The organism is Curtobacterium citreum, assembly GCF_006715175.1.
Taxonomy (GTDB): Bacteria; Actinomycetota; Actinomycetes; order Actinomycetales; family Microbacteriaceae; genus Curtobacterium; species Curtobacterium citreum.
This window is the reverse complement of sequence record NZ_VFMQ01000001.1, coordinates 3,268,556-3,285,887: the sequence shown is the minus strand read 5'-3', so window position 1 is coordinate 3,285,887 and position 17,332 is coordinate 3,268,556. Positions and strand designations below refer to the sequence as shown.

Sequence of the window (17,332 nt, the reverse complement as noted above, 5' to 3'; positions counted from 1 at the left end):
AGGGAGGACGGTGCCAGCTGGCACCGCGTCTCCCGTCCGTTCTGGGCCCGGCCCGGCGGGACCGGTGCGGGTCCGTCGGACCCGCGTGCTTGGATGGCAGACGTGACTGACGCTGCCGCCCCCATCGCCGACGAACCGACCTCGTTCCCCGTCACCGACTCGACCGTCGTGTACGAGGGGATGGTCTGGGACGTGCGCCGGGACACCGTCGACCACCACGGGCAGGACATGGTCCGGGAGTACATCGACCACACCGGAGCCGTCGCCGTGTTCGCGGAGGACGACGAGGGTCGCGTGCTCGTCATCCAGCAGTACCGACACCCGGTGGGCCTGCGCGACTGGGAGCTGCCGGCGGGGTTGCTCGACCACGAGGGGGAGGACCACCTCGAGGCGGCGAAGCGCGAGCTCGGCGAAGAGGCCGACCTGCAGGCGGAGCACTGGGAGCCGCTGATCCGGTACAACACTTCGTCCGGCGGCAGCGACGAGTTCATCGAGATCTTCCGCGCGAGCGGCGTCAGCGCCACCGACAGCGCGTTCGAACGCGAGGCCGAGGAAGCCGACATCGTCACCCGGTGGGTCCCGCGCGAGGAACTCGTGGCGGCGATCCTGGCCGGTCGCCTGCAGAACTCGGCGCTGGTCGTCGCGACGCTCGCGGTCGACGCACGGTCGCGGCGCTCCGCCTGACACCGGATGCGCCTGACCGGATGACCACGCTCGACCGCGCCGTCGACACGTACCTGCGGCACGTCGCCGTGGAGCGAGGGCTGTCGCGGCACACGGTGTCGGCCTACCGGCGCGATCTGACCGTGTTCGCGGAGTGGCTCGCGACCACGCCCGAGGTCCGCTCCGAGAGCGCCGACCGGGCCGGCGGTGCGTCGGCCACGGCGGACGTCGGACGGCTGGCACGCGCCGACGTCGCCGGGTTCGTGGCGCACCTGACGACCCGGCCGGAGGGGCCGCTCGCACCGCGCTCGGTCGCGCGGATGCTCAGCTCGGTCCGGTCGTTCACCGCGTTCGCCGCCGCCGAGGGGTGGGTGCCGCTCGACCCCGCCACCGCGGTCCGTCCGCCGAAGGCGCCGAGCCGGCTGCCGAAGGCGATCTCGGTGCACGACGTCGAGCGGCTGCTCGAAGCGGCTGGTGGCGCGGACGACGACCCGGTGGGGCTGCGGGACCGGGCGCTCCTGGAGCTGCTGTACGCCACGGGGGCGCGGATCTCCGAGGCCGTGGGACTGTCGGTGGACGACGTCACGACGCTGTCCGATCCCGACGACGGCGGAGGCGCGCCCGGCGCCGGGCCCGGCGACGATGTCGCGGTCGTGAAGGTCACGGGCAAGGGGAACAAGCAGCGCATCGTGCCGCTCGGGAGCTACGCCCGTGCCGCGGTCGCGGCCTACCTGGTGCGGGCGCGTCCGGTGTTCGCGGCGCGGGGGCCGTCGACGCCGGCGCTGTTCCTCGGTGCCCGGGGCGCCCGGCTGTCCCGGCAGAGCGCCTGGCTCGTCATCCAGGCAGCAGCGGAGCGCGCCGGCTTGGCCGAGCACGTGTCGCCGCACACGTTCCGGCACTCGTTCGCGACGCACCTGCTCGAGGGCGGGGCCGACGTCCGCGTCGTGCAGGAGCTGCTCGGGCACGCGAGCGTCGCGACGACGCAGATCTACACGCTGGTGACGGCCGACATGCTGCGGGACGTGTACCAGACGGCGCACCCGCGGGCGCGGCGGTAGGGCGGGCGCGGCGCGGCGCGGCGTGGTGGTGCTGTTGCGGTGTCTCGGTGTCGTTTGATGGAGCAGTAGCTGTCGGGTGCGCCGGGCGGACCCGACGTCTTCTGCTCCATCGAGGGGATGGGCGACGAGGGTCAGGAGGGCGATGAGGGGGACGGGCGCCGGCCGCGCGTCAGGACGCGAGCTGGGCGGCCACGGCCACGGCGGCTGTCGCGACCGCGACCACGAGGGCGCTCGCCGCAGCGCTCCGTGCCACCACGCGGCGCGCGCCGGAGGCCCCTGGTCGCACGACCCCGACGACGCCGAGGACGATCGCGACGACGCTGACGGCCCCGAACGGGTTCCAAGCCACCGACACGACCGCGAGCACGACGGCCACGAACGCGGTGAGCCCGATCCGCGGCGCGGCGCTGCCCGACGCCCAGGAGCCCGTCCGCAGGGCGCCGCCCTGCACGGAGAACGAGGGGCCGACCGGTGCGACGACGACCGGGACGACGGGCCCCGTCCGCGTCGGCATCGCGTGCGTTGCGGTGCCCCAGGCGTGCCCGTCCCACCAGCGCAGGCGGTTCGCGTCCTGCGGGTCGGGGAACCAGCCGGCGGCCGGCAGTGTCACGGGGTGCTCCTGGAGGGTGCGGTGGACGGTGCGCTTCGACGCTACGCGCTCGGGAGGCACGGCCGCGGCCCCAAGGCGGGTGTCGGCAGGAAAGGGGACCAGCGGGTGCGCTACGGTCAGCGGGTGATCACCGCCGACGAGACGCTGACCGACTTCTGGGCCGCCCGACGGGCCGAGGAACCCTCCCTGCCCGAGACCGTGCCGGAGGCGTGGGCGTTCGGCGCGACGCCCGAGCACGCCGACGGCCTGCTCGAGCTCGTGCTCAGCGGGACGAAGGACGGTACGGCGTCGTCGATGTGGGACTACGAGGCCACGGGCGACCCGCTGCCCGAGGTCGGCGAGCTCAGCGTGATCCTGGACGGCCGCGGAGCGCCGCGCGCCGTGATCGAGACCACGGCGCTCGCCGTCGTGCCCTTCGACCAGGTCGACGCCGAGCACGCCCGGGCCGAGGGCGAGGGCGACCAGACGCTCGAGCACTGGCGCGCGGTGCACGAGCGGTACTGGCGCGAGCACTCCGAGAACCCGCGGGGCTTCGAGCCGGACATGCCGGTGTTGTGCGAGCGCTTCCGTCTGCTGTGGCCGGGAGCGCCCGCCGGGGCGTGACCTAGGCGGGGACGAGCGCGGCGTCGACCTCGTCCATCACGGCGCGGGTGGCCGCGAGCAGCCGGGCGTTGAAGTCGACGCCGAGCTGGTTCGGCACCGTCACGAGCACGGTGTCGGCGGCGCGGACGGCCGCGTCGGCCGCGAGCTCCGCGACGAGCTGCTCCGGCTCGCCGATGTACGAGCGGCCGAAGCGGGCCAGTCCGCCGTCGAGGTGGCCGACCTGGTCCTGCCCCTCGACCTGCGCACGGACGCCGAAGTAGTGCCGCGACTCGTCGTCGGTGATCGGGATGATGCTCCGCGACACGGACACCCGCGGTTCGCGCTCCCAGCCCATCTCGGCCCAGGTCGACCGGAAGCGGGCGATCTGCTCGGCCTGCAGCTGGTCGAACGGCACGCCGGTGTCCTCGGTGAGGAGCGTCGACGACATCAGGTTGAGCCCCTGCTCGGCGGTCCACTCGGCGGTGGCCCGGGTGCCGGCGCCCCACCAGATGCGCTCCGGCAGGGTCTCCGACAACGGGGACACCGCGAGCGACCCGGCCGAACCGGTCATCTGCGGGTTCGCGTGCGCCATCGGCTCGCCGGCGATCGCGCGACGGAAGACGTCGGTGTGGGCCCGCGCCATGTCGCCGCCGTTGGTGTCGTGTGCCTCGGGCACGTAGCCGAACTGCTGGTACCCGGCCAGGGCGGTCTCGGGTGACCCCCGCGAGACGCCGAGCTGCAGTCGGCCGCCGGCGATGAGGTCGGTCGCCGCCGCCTCCTCGGCCATGTAGAGCGGGTTCTCGTAGCGCATGTCGATCACGCCGGTGCCGATCTCGATGCGGCTGGTCCGGGCGGCGATCGCGGCGAGGAGCGGGAACGGTGCAGCCTGCTGCGGTGCGAAGTGGTGCACGCGGAAGTACGCGCCGTCCACCCCGGCCTCCTCGGCGGCGACGGCGAGGTCGATCGCCTGCACGAGCGCCTCGCGGCCGCTCCGCACGCGCGAGCCCGGCACGTCGCGCCAGTGCCCGAAGGACAGGAACCCGATCTTCGTCATGCCGATGCGAACGCATGGTGCGCGGGCTCCATTCCGCCCCGACTACCTTGGCCGCCATGGACGATCCCCGCACGGCGCTCACGACGGAACGGCAGCGCAACGAGCGGCTGCTCGCCGACGTGGAGCGGAGCATGCGGGACGTCAGCGACGCCCGGCTCGACGCGAACTCCGACGACGAGCACGACCCCGAGGGCGCGACCCTCGCGTGGGAGCGCGGGTCGCTCGGCGCGGTCCGCGACGCCGCGCGGGAGCGGATCCGCCTGGTCGACGCCGCGCTCGCGCGGCTCGACGCCGGCACCTACGGACGGTGCGCCGTCGGCGGCGAACCCGTCCCGGAGGCCCGCCTGGCCGCCGTCCCGTGGGCGGCGACGTGCGTCGCCCACGCGTGACGCGCCTCCAGGCCGGGTGGGAGCCGCCACGGGGCGGACGTGGGCCGGGCCGCCGGGTGGGAGCCGGACGTGGGCCGGGCCGGGAGGCACGTGGCGCGTCCGTCCCGCCGCTCACGGCACGTGGACCGGTTGCGCCGCCGTTTCCCAGCCGCGCGCCCTACGGTGCCGACATGGACGGCGACACCCACGAGCGACCCGACGCGGTCGTGCGTGCCGAGGCCCAGCAGACCGACGAAGGGTCCCACCGCTTCCGGTGGTTCCGCGACCTGCGCACGTGGATCCACGCGCGGCCGGGGCTGCACCTGTTCTACAAGGTGCTCGTCGGCATCGTCGGCGGGCTGGTCGTGGTGATCGGGCTCATCCTCGTGCCGCTCCCGGGGCCTGGTTGGCTCGTGGTGTTCATCGGTCTGACGATCCTGGCGAGCGAGTTCCACTTCTTCCACCGCATCATCACGTGGCTCCGCGCCCAGCTGCACCGCTTCTGGGACTGGGCGAAGGCGCACGGACCGCGGTGGCTCCGTCGCGCGGCGGACCGCGGCAAGGCCGACGTCGACGCCGCACACGCCGACGCGCACCGGAGCACCGGGGTCCGCGCGCACCAGCGGCCGAACCGGGCGCGCCCGGGGCACTGACCTCGGGCCGGCCGCGGCGTCAGTCGGCGGTGGGCGTGGGGCAGGTCCGCACGGGACCGGTCCCGGCACGTTCCTCGGCGTCGGCGGCACTCCGTGAGACCAGCTGGAGGACGAGGGCGACCGTCGCCGCGAGGACGATGAACGCGCCGTACCCGGCGAGGACGGGCACGAAGCCGAACGTCGGCTCGAGGAGACCGGCCACGACCGCGGGGACGCCGAACGCCAGGTAGCTCACGACGTAGACCGACGACAGCAGTCCGGCGCGGTGCGTCGGTGCGGCGGTCGCGAGGAGCATCCGCAGCGGCGCCTGGAACCCGGCCCCGAAGCCCACCCCGGCGATCGCACTGCCGACGACCAGGCCGGGCAGCGAGTGCGCGAACACGAACGACACGGTGACGACCGGTCCGGCGACGAGTGCGACGAGCCCGATGAGCAGGCTCCGGCGGGTGTCGAGCCGCTGGATCGCCAGGCCGGTGAGTCCGCCCACGCCGGTGACGACGGCGATCAGGGCGCCGGCGGCGAAGTGGTCCTCGATGCCGAACACGGCGCGGAGCGCGGAGGGCACGAGCGACAGGAACAGCCCACCGAGGGCCCAGCTGGCGACGAGGGCGCCCGCGACGCCTCGGAACAGGGCGCGGGAGGCACGGGGGACCGAGACGGTAGGGCGCAGGGAGCGCAGCGCTCCCGGACGACGGGTGACGCGCTCGGGGACGACGACGAGCGCCACGACGAGCAGCAGCAGGAGGGCGCCGAACACCACGTACACGAGCTGTTCGGGCGCGGGACCCCACTCCACCAGGGCGCCGCTCGTGAGGGCACCGGTGGCGAGGGCGAACGGCGGCACGGCACCGTTCAGGACCCCGGCGAGGGACGGGAAGCGCTCGAGCGAGTTGTCGATGAGGGCCGCACCGAGCGCGCCGATGAGCAGCCCGACGGCGACGCCCTGCACGATGCGGTCCACCACGAGGGCGACGGGGCCGTCCGCGCCGGCGAACAGCACGAGGGAGAGCACGAGGAGCAGCCCACCGGCGACGAGCACTGGCTTCCGGCCGACGTGGTCGGACAGCCGCCCGGCGACGAGCATCGTGACGAGGAGCCCGGCGACGTAGATCGCGAACACGGCGGTCAGGGCGAGCGGGGTGAGGTGCCACTCGGCGGCGTAGACGGGGTAGATCGGCGACGGCACCGCGGACGAGGCCATCGCGACGAGGAGCATGGCGGCGAGGATCCAGAACCCCGCGACCGATCGTGCTGACTGCATGCGTTCCTCCGGGGTCGTTGCTGGCTGCTGTCGGCTGCCGGCTGCTGCTGGCTGTCGCTCCTGTGGCTGCTGTACGACTGTATTCGTACAGCACGCTCGCTGTACGACGCAAGTCGTACTGGAACCGAACGGTGCTACCGTCGCGGTCATGCCCGCGAACGTGGATGCCCCGGAACGGCTGCCCCAACCGGCCGTCGCCGAGATGGACCTGCCGACGGTCCTCGACGCGATGAGCGACCCGATCCGCCTCGCGATCCTGCACCGCTACCTGGTCGACGCGGCCGGCGGGGTGCGCAGCTGCGGGTGGGTCGGGCTCGACCGACCGAAGTCCACGCTGACGCACCACTTCCGCGTCCTGCGCGAGGCCGGGCTGCTCGAGCAGCACCAGGAGGGGCTCGTGCGGTCGAGCCGCGTCCGGGTCGAGGACGTGCAGCAGCGGTTCCCCGGGCTGCTCGACCTGGTCGCCGACTGGCAGGTGCCCGCCGCGCTCCTGCTCGACGAGGTCCCCGCGTGAGCGCCGCCGCGCCGAACGGGCAGCCGCACCACGTCCTGCCGACCGTCACGACCGACCCCGTCGTCGTCGCCGCGATCGCCGCGGACCTGGACGCCGCCGGGTTCACCGTCGAGCGGGTCGACGCGCTCTGGGGAGCCGAGGCAGCGGCGTCGCTGCACCGCGGCACCCGGGTCGCCGCGCTCCGGGCCCTGGCCGCGCGGGAGACCTCACCGCTGACGACCCTCGCGACGCTGTTCGTGCTCGGCCTGCCGGTCTCGCGGTCGGACGCTGAGCGAGCCTTCCCCATCGCGGGTCTCGACGGTGTGCTCGCCGTGGGGCTGCTGCGCGAGGGCGACGACGGTCGCGTCTTCCCGACCGTCGACCTGCGCCCGTACGCGTTCGTGGACGACCTCGGTGCCGGCAGCTGGTGGATCGTCTCCGACCTCGGCGAGCTCGCGCTCGGCACGGCCCTCGGCGAGGAGCACGTGCTCGGCATCGGTGGCGCGTCCACGACGCTGTCCGGGCTGCAGGTTCCCGTGCGGGTGCGGCGGGTGCTCGACCTCGGCACCGGGTGCGGCATCCAGGCACTGCACGCCCGCCGCTTCGCCGACCAGGTGGTCGCGACCGACATCTCGCAGCGAGCCCTGGACATCGCGCGGTTCAACGCCGTGCTGAACGGCGTCGACGGGATCGAGCTCCGGCTCGGGTCGCTGTTCGAGCCCGTCGTCGGTGAGCGCTTCGACCGCATCGTGTCGAACCCGCCGTTCGTGATCACCCCGCGACGTGCGGGCGTCCCGTCGTACGAGTACCGCGACGGCGGCATGGTCGGCGACGCACTCGTCGAGACCGTGCTCCGCGGACTCGTCGACCACCTGGAACCCGGCGGGACCGCCCAGCTGCTCGGCAACTGGGAGTACCACTGGGGTGTCGACGGCCTCGACCGCGTGCGCTCGTGGTTCGCTGACGCCCCCGCCGCGTCGGAGCTCGACACGTGGGTGGTCGAGCGGGAGCGCGAGGACCCGCCCGCCTACGCCGAGACCTGGATCCGGGACGGCGGCACGAAGCCCGGGACGCCGGAGTACGACGTGCTCGTGGACGCCTGGCTCGACGACTTCGCGGCACGGCGGGTCACCGGGGTCGGCTTCGGGTACGTCGTGGTGCGGCGCGCCCAGCCTGGAGGCGCGGGTCGCCTCCGTCGGTTCGAGCGCGTCCCCGAGACGCTCGGCTCCAACCCCGCGGGGCTCGGTGCGACGGTCGCGCGGGTGCTCGACGCAGCGGCGTGGCTCGGGGTGCACGACGACGAGGCGCTCGCCGCCGCGCACCTCCGGGTCGCCGGCGACGTCACCGAGGAGCGGCACTACTGGCCCGGCAACGACGACCCGACCGTGATCACGCTCGTGCAGGGCGGCGGGTTCGGCCGACGGGTGGACGCCGACACGGCGCTCGCCGCGTTCGTCGGGGCCTGCGACGGCGAGCTGTCCGTCGCCGCGATCGTCGGGGCGATCGCGCAGATCACCGGCGTGGACGAGGAGGCCCTGCGCGCGGACCTGCTGTCGCGGGCGCGGGACCTGGTGCTCGACGGCCTGCTGCTGCCCGCCTGACCCTGCCCGGCCTGGCCCGGCCCGTCGCGTCTCGCAAGACGCAAGGTGAGCGGTTCCTCGCAGCGACGTTCCGCTGCGAGGAACCGCTCCCGTTGCGTTCCGCGGGAATGGGGAGGGGGGTCAGCTCGTGCGGTGGTTGCGCCAGGTGTGCTCGGGGGCGTAGCCGAGGAGCTCGCGAGCCTTGTCGGACGACAGGAGCGAGCTCGTGCCGTCGATGTCCGCCCGGCGCTCGATGTCCGGTACGAAGCGGTCGACGAGCTCGATGGTCGGGGTGTCCATCACGGTGTCGGGGCTCGCGATGACGAACGCCTCGAACCCGGTCAGGTCTGCCTCGAGCGACTTCCGCACCGCCTGGGCGCCGTCGCGGGAGTCGATGTACGACCACAGGTTGAACGTCTTCGCCTCGGGGGAGGCATCCCACGGGAACGCCGGGTAGTCGGTCTCGTCCATCACGTTCGAGAACCGCAGACCGATCATCTTGAGCTCCGGGTCCCAGCGGGTGAAGTGGCGGGCCATCTCCTCCTCCACCGCCTTGCCGAGCGAGTACGAGGACTGCGGGCGCACCGCGAACTCCTCGTCGACGGGCAGGTACGGCGGGTGGTGCTCGCCCATCGGGATCCCGAGCAGGGTCTCGCTCGACGCCCACACCAGGTTCTTGACCTTCGCGACCCGGGCGGCGTGGAAGACGTTGATCGACGCGGTCACGTTGTTCGTGATGAGGGCCACGTCGGGCACCTGGCCGGGGGCAGGTACGGCCGCCAGGTGCACCACGGCGTCGACCGAGTCGTAGCGGTCGTCGATGCCGGTGAGGGCGCCGAGCACCTGGCCGTAGTCGCTCAGGTCGATGCGGACGAACGGCACCCGCTCGGGCTTGTCGGGGGAGGGGACCCGGTCGAGCAGGACCACGTCGTACCCGTGCTCGTCGAGGTCGCGGACGACCGCCCGTCCGAGCTTGCCGCTGCCTCCGGTCACCACAACACGCGTCATCGCGTCACTCCACATCGTCGTCGGACGGCCTGGTCGGCCGGGTCCCATCCTGCCGCGCGGGTGCTGGGCGGGACCAGGCACTGGCGGTACCTGTCCCGGCGACGCAGCCCTCCGGTGGATCGCCGAACCGGCGTGTCAGCGGGCCGGGGCCGCCGCCTGGGTGATGGCGAGCTGTGCGACGAGCTCCACGTGCTCGGCCATGTCGCGCGACGGGTCGTACAGCCACTGGATCTGCATGCCGTCCGACACCGCGAGCATCACGCTGGTGAGCCGCTCGGCGTCGACGTCCGCGCGCAGCCGACCGTCCTGCTGCATGTCGCGGAACTGGCGGGTCATGTCCGCCCGGGTGAAGTCGTAGCGCTGGCGGAAGTACTCGTGCGCCGGGTGCTCCGGGTCCGTGGCGGCCGCGGCGGACAGGTTCACGAACATCTGCACCAGCCCCGGGACCTCGGCGTTGTGCCGGACCACGGCGGCGAGGAGCTCGGCCGGGTTCGAGGCGTTCCAGTCCTGCGCGTTGTCGTGCTCGTCGCGGCGGCGGAGGATCTCGACCCAGAGCTCGTCCTTCGAGTCGAAGTAGTGCAGCAGCCCGGCCTGCGTGAGCCCCACCGCGTCGGCGATGTCCTTGATGCTCGTGCGGCGGAAGCCCTGCTGGGCGACGAGTTCGAGCGCGACGGTGAGGATCTCCTCGCGCTTGGCGATGCCCTTCGCGTACGAACCCCGTCGTGCCATGGCGCGAGCGTACCGCCCGCGGACGGACGGCAAAACCGAGTACAGAAAGGTTTTGGATGCTACGCTGACGCCAGCCGCCGACGATGGCGCGCGGAGGTCGTGCCCCCGTCGCCCGTCGCACAACGAAGGGACCGACCATCGTGACCACCGTGGAAGAAACGCCCCGCGCCTCCAGTGCGTCGCCGTTGACCGAGCGCATCGACGCGCTCGTCGGACAGCTGACCACCGAGGAGAAGGTCCAGCTGCTGACCGGACGCGACTTCTGGACCACCTGGCCGATCGAGAAGATCGGCCTACGCCGGATCCTGATGTCCGACGGGCCCTCCGGCGTCCGTGGCGAGGTGTGGGACGAGCGCGACCCGTCGCTCAACCTGCCGTCCGCGACCGCCCTGTCGGCGAGCTGGGACCGCGCGATCGCGAAGCGCTACGGCGCCGCCGCCGCGGTGGAGGCGCGGCGCAAGGGCGTCGACGTCGTCCTCGGGCCGACCATCAACCTGCACCGTTCCCCGCTCGGCGGCCGGCACTTCGAGGCGTTCAGCGAGGACCCCGTGCTGACCGGCGACCTCGCCGCGAGCTACGTCGCCGGCGTCCAGGAGAACGGCGTCGCCGCGACCCCGAAGCACTACATCGCGAACGACTACGAGACCGACCGCTTCACCGCGTCGACCGAGGTGTCGGACCGGGCGCTCCGTGAGCTGTACCTGCTCGCGTTCGAGAAGGCCGTGACCGAGGCGCACGCGTGGGCGGTGATGTCGTCGTACAACGCGATCAACGGCGTCACCGCGTCGGAGAACGACCTGCTCGAGACGCCGCTGAACTCGGAGTGGGGCTTCGACGGCATCGTCGTGTCGGACTGGACGGGCGTGCGCTCGGTCGAGTCCGCCAAGGCGTCGCAGGACGTCGCGATGCCCGGACCGAACCCGTGGTGGAGCGAGGGCCCCCTGCTGCAGGCGGTCGAGTCGGGTGAGGTGCCGATGGCCGCGATCGACCGGAAGGTCCACCGCATCCTGACGCTCGCCGCCCGGGTCGGTGCGCTCGAGGGCTTCGAGCCCGTCGCCGAGCGCCCCGTGCACGTGGAGGACGGGGTCGCCTTCGTCCGCGCCGCCGAGGCCGAGGGCACCGTGCTCGTCCGCAACGAGGGCGTGCTGCCGCTCGACGCCGCCGCGGTGTCCCGCATCGCGCTCGTCGGCCACAACGCCGACCAGGCCCGCACTCAGGGCGGCGGCTCCGCCACGGTCGTCCCGGAGCGGGTCGTCACGCCGATCGAGGGCCTCCGCGCCGCGTTCCCCGGCGCGACGGTGGACTACGCCATCGGTGCCGTGGTGCAGGAGGGCATCGCCGAGTTCCCGCTCGCGAGCATCACGAACCCGGGCACCGGCGAGCCCGGCGCCCGCGTCGCCTTCGTCAAGGACGGCGAGGAGCTGTACGTCGAGGACCGCCGCGCCACCGCGCTGTTCTGGTTCGGTGGCGACGCCCCGACGCGCGAGGCCGACCGGCTCGACATCACCACGACCTACACCGCCGAGTCGACCGGCACCGTCCGGATCGGCATCGGCGCCGCCGGCCACTCGCGCCTGTGGATCGACGGCGAGCTCCTGCTCGACGAGACCGTGCCGTACGAGGGCGACCAGCTCGGCGCCGCGTTCCTCAACCCGCCGGCGCGCTCGGTGCCCGTGCAGGTGCAGGAGGGGCAGCAGGTCGCGATCCGCATCGAGTACGACATCGTGCAGGACGAGGCACTCGGCGGCGTGCTCGCCTACCAGTTCGGCACCGAGCCGAGCGACGCCGACCCCGCCGCACTGATCGAGGCCGCCGTCGCGACCGCCACCGGCGCTGACGTCGCGATCGTCGTCGTCGGCACGAACAGCAAGGTGGAGTCCGAGGGCTACGACCGCTCGTCGCTCGTGCTCCCCGGACACCAGGACGACCTGGTCCGGGCCGTCGCCGCCGCCAACCCGAACACCGTCGTGGTGGTCAACTCCGGGTCCCCGGTCGAGATGCCCTGGCGGGACGACGTCGCCGCGGTGCTCCTGACCTGGTTCGGCGGTCAGGAGTACGGCAACGCCCTGGCCGACGTCCTCACCGGCGCGGCCGAGCCCGGTGGACGCCTGCCCACCACCTGGCCGACGACGCTCGAGGACGTCCCGGTCGCGAACGTCACGCCCATCGACGGCAAGGTCGTGTACGACGAGGGGGTGCACGTCGGCTACCGTGCCTGGCTCCGCGCCGGCACCGAGCCCGCGTACCCGTTCGGCCACGGCCTCGGGTACACGACGTGGTCGATCGACGGCATCAGCGCGACGCCGACGGTGTCCGAGGGGGACGCGGTCATCGTCACCGCGACCGTCGCGAACACCGGCGACCGTGCGGGCAAGCACGTCGTGCAGGTCTACGCCTCGCGCGAGGGGTCGACCGTCGACCGTCCGGTGCGGTGGCTCGTCGGCTTCGCACCCGTACGGCTCGCTGCGGGCGAGTCGACCGAGGTCTCGATCGAGGTCCCGGCCCGGGCATTCGCGCACTGGGACGGCGCCTGGCGCTACGAACCCGGCACCTTCACGCTGCACGTCGCGGAGTCCGTGGCCGCCGAGGTCGGGACGACGACCCTCGAACTGGAGTGATCCGGTTTGCGTGCGTTGGGTTGTTGCATTGAGTAGCATCGATGCGCGCCTGTCGGCTGGTTACCGTCGGCGCGCGTACCGATACGGGGTCGCTGTGTGAGCGACGCGGTCTCCTGATCCGGCCGTCGGAGCCCCTGCGATCCCGGTGCGTCAGAATGCGCCTCCGCGTCCGCGCGGGGGCGCATTCGTCGTCCGGGGTCAATGGTCCCGAGGGGGATCATTGACCACTTCACGCATCGGATGACGAACTGTCATTTTCCCCCCGGAGCGATGATGACAAATTCTTCGAGAAGTGAAAGACTCGGCGCACCATCCCCTCCGGATCAGGGATGAGATGGTCATCCGGCCAGGGCTCCGGGGCTTCACCAACCCCGTCGAAGCCCGGCCGGGTGCACCTCTCCCAGCCCGATCCGCTGCTGCGCAGGGATCACCGCAGGTGCGGCAGGACCTCCTCGGCGACGACGCGCAGGATCCGCTCGTGTGCGGCCGCGTCGCCGTTCGCCGGCAGGGTGACGACGAGCTCGTCCGTCGCGGTCACGGCGGGGTCCGCGGCGAGGGCGTCGACGATCTCCGCGACCCCGCCCGCGACCACCTTGCTGAAGCGGAACGGCGGCCCGGAGCGCGGTCGGCCCTCGTCGTCCATGCCGCTCGCGTACCCGGTCAGGAACTCCTCGTGCACCGCGCGGTCGTGGTCGTCGAGGAGCGGGACCACGATGCGGCCGACGGCGACCTTCGCGGTCCGGTCCGGGTGCTGCGCCGCGAAACGCTCCCGGTACGCCGCGATCTGCGCCGCCTGGGCGACGGCGAACGGCTCGCCCGTGTCCTCTGTGTTCAGGGTCGAGCAGTGCAGCAGCAGGCCCTTGTCCGCCGTGCGCTCGGCCGTCCCCAGGCTGCCCCCGCCCCACCAGACGCGGTCGAGCAGGCCGGGGCTCTGCGGCTGCAGCGTCAGCTCGGTGTCGGCAGGGATGCTCTCGTAGCCCTTGCCCGAGGTCCCGAGCGGCTCGCCACGCAACACCTCGAGCAGCCGGGCGGCCCGGGCCTCGGCCTCGTCGCGGAAGCTCCGCTCGGTGCCGCCGAACACCGGGTCCAGGATCGGCCCGTACCCGGCGATGCCCGTGCTGATGCCGAGCTGCACGCGGCCGCCGCTCAGCAGGTCGACCGTGCTGGCGTCCTCGGCCAGGCGCACCGGGTCCTCGTAGCGCATGCCGAGCACGGCCGTGCCGAAGCCGATCGTGCTCGTGCGCTGGGCCGCGGCGGCGAAGAAGGTCATGGGGCTGGTGAGGAACGGCTCGAAGTGTCGGCCGCGCACCCAGCCCGTGCCGTAGCCGAGAGTCTCGGCGGTCTCGAAGAGCCGCAGGCCGTCCTCGAGGGCGCCGGCAGCGCCGGCCGGTCCGCCGTGGTTCGGGACGAAGGAGAGGAATCCGAGTTCGCGCACGTCTCGAGTGTATGCATGCGCATCCACACGCCGGCCGGGAGGATCGTGGCGGGCCCGACCCGATCCTCCCGTCCGTCTCCTGGTCACCACCCACCTGGGAGGATGGACGCATGACCGACGTCACCTCCGTCCCGCCGCTCGTCGCTGCCCTGCCGGCGGCGGTCGACGGCGTCGTCGACCCCGACGCGGTCTACGAGGCCTTCGTCGACTGGGCCGCCTCGGGCGGCCGCCCGCTCTACCCGGCGCAGGACGAGGCGGTCATCGAGCTCGTCTCCGGCGCGAACGTGGTGCTCAGCACGCCGACCGGCACCGGGAAGTCGCTCGTCGCGGCCGGCGCGCACTTCGCGGCGCTCGCCGAGGGGAAGCGGAGCTACTACACCGCCCCGATCAAGGCGCTCGTGTCCGAGAAGTTCTTCCAGCTCGTCGACCTGTTCGGCGCGCAGAACGTCGGGATGGTCACCGGCGACTCGAGCGTGAACGCCGACGCCCCGATCGTGTGCTGCACGGCCGAGATCCTCGCGAACCTCGCTCTGCGACAGGGGCCGGACGCCGAGGTCGACGTCGTCGTGATGGACGAGTTCCACTTCTACGGCGACCCCGACCGCGGGTGGGCGTGGCAGGTGCCGCTGCTCGTGCTCGAGCGGGCGCAGTTCCTGCTCATGTCGGCGACCCTCGGCGACGTGACGACCATCGCCGACGACCTGTCCCGGCGGACCGGACGCCCGACCGCCCGGGTGACCGGTGTCTCGCGGCCGGTGCCGCTGTCCTACGAGTACGTCATGACGCCCGTGCAGGAGACCGTCGAACGGCTGCTCGAGGAGGGCAAGGCGCCGGTCTACATCGTGCACTTCTCGCAGGCGGCGGCGCTCGAGCGGGCGCAGGCGCTGATGTCCGTGCGCGTCGCCGATCGTGCTCGTCGGGACGAGATCGCCGACGCGATCGCGCAGTTCCGGTTCAGTGCCGGGTTCGGGCAGACGCTGTCCCGCCTGATCCGGGCCGGCATCGGTGTGCACCACGCGGGCATGCTGCCGAAGTACCGGCGGCTCGTCGAGCAGCTTGCCCAGCGCGGCCTGCTGCCGGTGATCTGCGGCACCGACACCCTGGGGGTCGGGATCAACGTGCCGATCCGGTCGGTGCTGCTGACCGGGCTGACCAAGTTCGACGGCACCAAGATGCGCCAGCTGTCCGCGCGCGAGTTCCACCAGGTCGCCGGACGTGCCGGTCGCGCGGGCTACGACACCGAGGGCGACGTCGTCGCCGAGGCCCCCGAGCACGAGATCGAGAACGCCCGCGCCGTCGCCAAGGCCGGGGACGACCCGAAGAAGAAGAACAAGGTCAAGAAGAAGAAGGCGCCGGAGGGGTTCGTCTCCTGGGGGCAGGCGTCCTTCGAGCGACTCATCGCGGCGGAGCCCGAACCGATGGTGTCACGGATGCGGATCACGCACGCGATGGTGCTCGCCGTCGTCGCGCGCGGCGGCTCGCCGTTCGACGAGATCCGCGCGCTGGTGTTCGAGAACCACGAGCCGCGGGCACGCCAGTACGCGATGGCCCGGCGCGCGCTCACCATCGCGCGGACCCTGGTCAACGCGCGGGTCATCGAGCGGGTGGACGGCGTGTACCGGCTGGCGGTCGACCTGCAGCAGAACTTCGCGCTCAACCAGCCGCTGTCGCCGTTCGCGCTGGCCGCGTTCGAGTTGCTCGACCCCGAGTCGCCGACGTACGCGCTGGACATGGTCTCCGTCGTCGAGGCGACCCTCGATGATCCACGGGCGATCCTGTCGCAGCAGCAGTTCAAGGAGCGCGGCGAGGCCGTCGCCCGGATGAAGCAGGAGGGGATCGAGTACGAGGAGCGGATGGAGCTGCTCGAGGAGGTCACCTGGCCGCGCCCGCTGGCCGAACTGCTGGAGGCCGCGTACGAGGCCTACGCCGCGGAGCAGCCGTGGGTGCTCGACTTCGCGCTGTCGCCGAAGGCCGTCGTCCGTGACCTGTACGAGCGGGCGATGACGTTCGGGGACTTCGTGCGGTTCTACGACCTCACCCGCTCCGAGGGACTCGTGCTCCGGTACCTGTCCGACGCGTACCGGACCATGCGGCAGACCATCGCCGAGGAGCAGCGGACACCCGAGCTCGAGGCCCTGATCGAGTGGCTCGGCGAGGTCGTCCGGCAGACGGACTCCTCGCTCGTCGACGAGTGGGAGGCGCTCGTCAACGGCGACGTCGCTCGTGCCGAGGCGGAAGCTGGCTCGTCCTCCACGGGCGAGATCGCCCCTCCGCAGCCCGCGCGCCTGACCGGGAACCCGCGGGCGTTCCGGGTGCTCGTGCGGAACGCGCTGTTCCAGCGGGTGCTGCTCGCGGCGGCGGACGACCCGGCGGGACTCGGAGCGCTCGACGCCACGAGTGGCTTCGACCGCTCGGCCTGGGACGACGTGCTCGAGGAGTACTACGACGCGCACGACACGATCGGCACGGACGCGGACGCGCGGTCGATGCAGTACCTGGTGCTGTCCGAGGAGGGACGGACGTGGCGTGCTCGGCAGATCTTCGCCGACCCGGCGGGTGACAAGGACTTCGGGTTCTCGGCGACGATCGACCTCGACGCGTCGGACGCCGCGGGCGAGGCCGTCGTCCGGGTCACCGAGATCGGCCGGTTCGACGGCTGGACGGACGTGGACGTCGACTGATGTGCGCGGTCACCGATCCGGTCTTCCGGTCGCTCGACGGCGACGCTGACGTCGCCGCGCTGCAGGACCTGCTCGAGTCCGCGCCGGACTACACCGAGCGGATCACCGGGTACCCGCCCGGGCCGTCGGACGCCCTGAGCGCGCTGATCAGCGTGCCCGAGGGCTTCGACCCGGTGGGCAAGCACGGTTGGGGGCTGTTCGACGGGGACCGGCTCGTGGCGTTCGCGGACGTGCTGCTCGGCTACCCGGACCCGGGAGCGGCCTTCGTCGGACTGCTGCTCGTCCGCGGGGACCGGCAGGGGCAGGGACTCGGCCGCGCGCTGCACGAGGCCGTCGTCGCCCGGGTGCGCTCGGTGCCGGGGATCGGTCGGCTGCGCCTCGGGATCGTCGCGACGAACGCCGCCGTCGCGGAGCCGTTCTGGCGGGCGCTCGGCTACACGCCCACCGGGGAGACGAAGCCGTACCGGTACGACCACCTGGAGAGCACCGTCGCCCTGTGGGAACGTCCACTCTGACGGACGGGTACGTTCGACGGCAGC

Annotated in this window: 16 protein-coding genes; 10 read left to right on the top strand and 6 right to left on the bottom strand. The window is 72.8% G+C overall.

Going from position 1 to position 17,332, the window contains the following annotated elements; all coding sequences use genetic code 11:
• Nucleotides 1-102: 102 nt before the first annotated feature.
• Both FB462_RS15590 and FB462_RS15585 read left to right on the top strand, forming a co-directional pair.
• Complete coding sequence (locus tag FB462_RS15590; protein ID WP_229666953.1) at nucleotides 103-684, top strand: NUDIX domain-containing protein; 582 nt, start codon at nucleotides 103-105, stop codon at nucleotides 682-684.
• 20 nt (nucleotides 685-704) lie between these two features.
• The gene (locus FB462_RS15585; protein WP_141862894.1) at nucleotides 705-1,721 is read left to right on the top strand and encodes a site-specific tyrosine recombinase XerD; all 1,017 of its coding nucleotides are present in this window, start codon (nucleotides 705-707) and stop codon (nucleotides 1,719-1,721) included.
• A gap of 169 nt (nucleotides 1,722-1,890) precedes the next feature.
• Here the strand turns inward: FB462_RS15585 and FB462_RS15580 are convergent, their stop codons facing one another.
• A complete protein-coding gene (locus FB462_RS15580; RefSeq protein WP_083520144.1) occupies nucleotides 1,891-2,331 on the bottom strand; it encodes a DUF2510 domain-containing protein in 441 nt (146 codons plus the stop codon).
• A 126-nt stretch (nucleotides 2,332-2,457) separates the two neighbouring features.
• Here FB462_RS15580 and FB462_RS15575 point away from each other — a divergent pair, with 126 nt between their 5' ends.
• Nucleotides 2,458-2,934 (top strand): ASCH domain-containing protein, encoded by a 477-nt coding sequence (locus FB462_RS15575; protein ID WP_141863389.1) that lies wholly within the window; start codon nucleotides 2,458-2,460, stop codon nucleotides 2,932-2,934.
• A gap of 1 nt (nucleotide 2,935) precedes the next feature.
• On the opposite strand, the gene FB462_RS15570 is transcribed toward FB462_RS15575, so the two are convergent.
• A complete protein-coding gene (locus tag FB462_RS15570; RefSeq protein WP_373286879.1) occupies nucleotides 2,936-3,967 on the bottom strand; it encodes an LLM class flavin-dependent oxidoreductase in 1,032 nt (343 codons plus the stop codon).
• A gap of 56 nt (nucleotides 3,968-4,023) precedes the next feature.
• Here FB462_RS15570 and FB462_RS15565 point away from each other — a divergent pair, with 56 nt between their 5' ends.
• Nucleotides 4,024-4,356, top strand: a complete 333-nt coding sequence (locus FB462_RS15565; RefSeq protein ID WP_058743259.1) for a TraR/DksA family transcriptional regulator — start codon at nucleotides 4,024-4,026, stop codon at nucleotides 4,354-4,356.
• A gap of 170 nt (nucleotides 4,357-4,526) precedes the next feature.
• Nucleotides 4,527-4,988, top strand: a complete 462-nt coding sequence (locus tag FB462_RS15560; RefSeq protein ID WP_141862888.1) for a TIGR02611 family protein — start codon at nucleotides 4,527-4,529, stop codon at nucleotides 4,986-4,988.
• A gap of 19 nt (nucleotides 4,989-5,007) precedes the next feature.
• Here the strand turns inward: FB462_RS15560 and FB462_RS15555 are convergent, their stop codons facing one another.
• On the bottom strand, nucleotides 5,008-6,249 hold the full coding sequence (locus tag FB462_RS15555; protein ID WP_141862886.1) for an MFS transporter: 1,242 nt from the start codon (nucleotides 6,247-6,249) through the stop codon (nucleotides 5,008-5,010).
• Between the two features lie 148 nt (nucleotides 6,250-6,397).
• On the opposite strand from FB462_RS15555, the gene FB462_RS15550 reads away from it, so the two are divergent.
• Nucleotides 6,398-6,763 carry an ArsR/SmtB family transcription factor gene (locus tag FB462_RS15550; protein WP_114851421.1) on the top strand — a complete coding sequence of 122 codons (366 nt, stop codon included), beginning with the start codon at nucleotides 6,398-6,400 and terminating at the stop codon, nucleotides 6,761-6,763.
• A complete protein-coding gene (locus FB462_RS15545) occupies nucleotides 6,760-8,343 on the top strand; it encodes a DUF7059 domain-containing protein (protein WP_373286880.1) in 1,584 nt (527 codons plus the stop codon). Before FB462_RS15550 ends, FB462_RS15545 begins: the two co-directional genes overlap by 4 nt.
• A 120-nt stretch (nucleotides 8,344-8,463) precedes the next feature.
• Here the strand turns inward: FB462_RS15545 and FB462_RS15540 are convergent, their stop codons facing one another.
• Both FB462_RS15540 and FB462_RS15535 read right to left on the bottom strand, forming a co-directional pair.
• Nucleotides 8,464-9,330, bottom strand: a complete 867-nt coding sequence (locus FB462_RS15540) for an NAD-dependent epimerase/dehydratase family protein (RefSeq protein WP_167510146.1) — start codon at nucleotides 9,328-9,330, stop codon at nucleotides 8,464-8,466.
• A 135-nt stretch (nucleotides 9,331-9,465) separates the two neighbouring features.
• On the bottom strand, nucleotides 9,466-10,059 hold the full coding sequence (locus FB462_RS15535; protein ID WP_114851419.1) for a TetR/AcrR family transcriptional regulator: 594 nt from the start codon (nucleotides 10,057-10,059) through the stop codon (nucleotides 9,466-9,468).
• A gap of 83 nt (nucleotides 10,060-10,142) precedes the next feature.
• On the opposite strand from FB462_RS15535, the gene FB462_RS15530 reads away from it, so the two are divergent.
• Nucleotides 10,143-12,677, top strand: coding sequence for a glycoside hydrolase family 3 protein (locus tag FB462_RS15530; protein ID WP_141862885.1), 2,535 nt, complete (start codon nucleotides 10,143-10,145; stop codon nucleotides 12,675-12,677).
• Nucleotides 12,678-13,104: 427 nt separating this feature from the next.
• On the opposite strand, the gene FB462_RS15525 is transcribed toward FB462_RS15530, so the two are convergent.
• Nucleotides 13,105-14,112: an LLM class flavin-dependent oxidoreductase gene (locus FB462_RS15525; RefSeq protein ID WP_167510145.1), complete on the bottom strand. Its 1,008-nt coding sequence runs from the start codon at nucleotides 14,110-14,112 to the stop codon at nucleotides 13,105-13,107.
• A 110-nt stretch (nucleotides 14,113-14,222) separates the two neighbouring features.
• Between FB462_RS15525 and FB462_RS15520 the strand changes: the two genes are divergently transcribed.
• On the top strand, nucleotides 14,223-16,793 hold the full coding sequence (locus FB462_RS15520; RefSeq protein ID WP_141862881.1) for a DEAD/DEAH box helicase: 2,571 nt from the start codon (nucleotides 14,223-14,225) through the stop codon (nucleotides 16,791-16,793).
• Nucleotides 16,793-17,308 (top strand): GNAT family N-acetyltransferase, encoded by a 516-nt coding sequence (locus FB462_RS15515; protein ID WP_141862879.1) that lies wholly within the window; start codon nucleotides 16,793-16,795, stop codon nucleotides 17,306-17,308. The genes FB462_RS15520 and FB462_RS15515 overlap by 1 nt, the downstream gene beginning before the upstream one ends.
• The last annotated feature ends 24 nt before the right edge of the window (nucleotides 17,309-17,332 follow it).

Excerpts from the sequence above, each read along its gene's own strand:
- FB462_RS15530 (WP_141862885.1), top strand. The coding sequence starts at position 10,143 with ATGGCGCGCGGAGGTCGTGCCCCCGTCGCCCGTCGCACAACGAAGGGA.
- FB462_RS15535 (WP_114851419.1), bottom strand. The coding sequence starts at position 10,059 with ATGGCACGACGGGGTTCGTACGCGAAGGGCATCGCCAAGCGCGAGGAG.
- FB462_RS15520 (WP_141862881.1), top strand. The coding sequence starts at position 14,223 with ATGACCGACGTCACCTCCGTCCCGCCGCTCGTCGCTGCCCTGCCGGCG.
- FB462_RS15515 (WP_141862879.1), top strand. The coding sequence starts at position 16,793 with ATGTGCGCGGTCACCGATCCGGTCTTCCGGTCGCTCGACGGCGACGCT.
- FB462_RS15570 (WP_373286879.1), bottom strand. The coding sequence starts at position 3,967 with ATGACGAAGATCGGGTTCCTGTCCTTCGGGCACTGGCGCGACGTGCCG.
- FB462_RS15540 (WP_167510146.1), bottom strand. The coding sequence starts at position 9,330 with ATGACGCGTGTTGTGGTGACCGGAGGCAGCGGCAAGCTCGGACGGGCG.
- FB462_RS15550 (WP_114851421.1), top strand. The coding sequence starts at position 6,398 with ATGCCCGCGAACGTGGATGCCCCGGAACGGCTGCCCCAACCGGCCGTC.
- FB462_RS15555 (WP_141862886.1), bottom strand. The coding sequence starts at position 6,249 with ATGCAGTCAGCACGATCGGTCGCGGGGTTCTGGATCCTCGCCGCCATG.
- FB462_RS15585 (WP_141862894.1), top strand. The coding sequence starts at position 705 with ATGACCACGCTCGACCGCGCCGTCGACACGTACCTGCGGCACGTCGCC.
- FB462_RS15565 (WP_058743259.1), top strand. The coding sequence starts at position 4,024 with ATGGACGATCCCCGCACGGCGCTCACGACGGAACGGCAGCGCAACGAG.
- FB462_RS15560 (WP_141862888.1), top strand. The coding sequence starts at position 4,527 with ATGGACGGCGACACCCACGAGCGACCCGACGCGGTCGTGCGTGCCGAG.